Source organism: Thioclava sp. F36-7, assembly GCF_002020075.1.
Taxonomy (GTDB): domain Bacteria; phylum Pseudomonadota; class Alphaproteobacteria; order Rhodobacterales; family Rhodobacteraceae; genus Thioclava; species Thioclava sediminum.
Genome location: NZ_MPZR01000034.1, coordinates 1 through 633, shown reverse-complemented (window position 1 = coordinate 633; position 633 = coordinate 1). Strand labels below are relative to the sequence as shown.

The window sequence follows — 633 nt, the reverse complement described above, 5'->3', positions numbered from 1 at the left end:
CGTGGCAGATGAGGCCGTTCCCACGATCACCCTGACAGACGGGGTCATCGCTCCGCAAACGATCGACCTGCCAGCAGACACCGGGGTGACGCTCACCGTTTCCAATACCGGCAAGACTGCAGCGGAATTCGAGAGCAAGCGCCTGCGTATCGAGAAGATCATCGCGCCGGGCCAGACCGAGACGATCGACCTTCCGGCACTACCTGCTGGCAACTACCCCTTCGTCGAGGAATTCCACGAGGATCTCGACACCGCCAAGGGCACGATCGTCGTCAAATAATCCATCTTCCACCCGCAGGAGAATGTCATGGACGGACAGATCATCTTCATCCTGTGGCGCGAAAGCGTCGAGGCGCTTCTCGTCATCGGCATTCTCGCAGGTTGGCTCGCGCATGAAGGCGCCGGACGTCGAGCGGCGCGCTTTCTTTGGGGCGGCGTGCTGACGGGGCTCGCGCTGGCGCTGACCTTTGCGCTGACGCTGTTGGGCTTCTCGAAGCTTCTGTCGGCGGATGTCCGGCAGGACCTGATGACGGTGATGGTCTTCGTCGCGGCCGGGCTGATCGTGCAGATGGTGGTCTGGATGCGCGGCCATGGCCGCACGCTGAAACGCGACCTCGAGGCCGGGCTGAAAGC

Annotated in this window: 2 protein-coding genes; both read left to right on the top strand. The window is 62.7% G+C overall.

Annotated features, from left to right (window positions below; genetic code table 11):
- Nucleotides 1-280 (top strand): cupredoxin domain-containing protein (locus BMI89_RS20525; protein WP_168176858.1); only part of this gene is annotated, 280 nt, incomplete at its 5' end.
- Nucleotides 281-307: 27 nt separating this feature from the next.
- Nucleotides 308-633 (top strand): FTR1 family protein (locus BMI89_RS20520; RefSeq protein WP_210402192.1); only part of this gene is annotated, 326 nt, incomplete at its 3' end.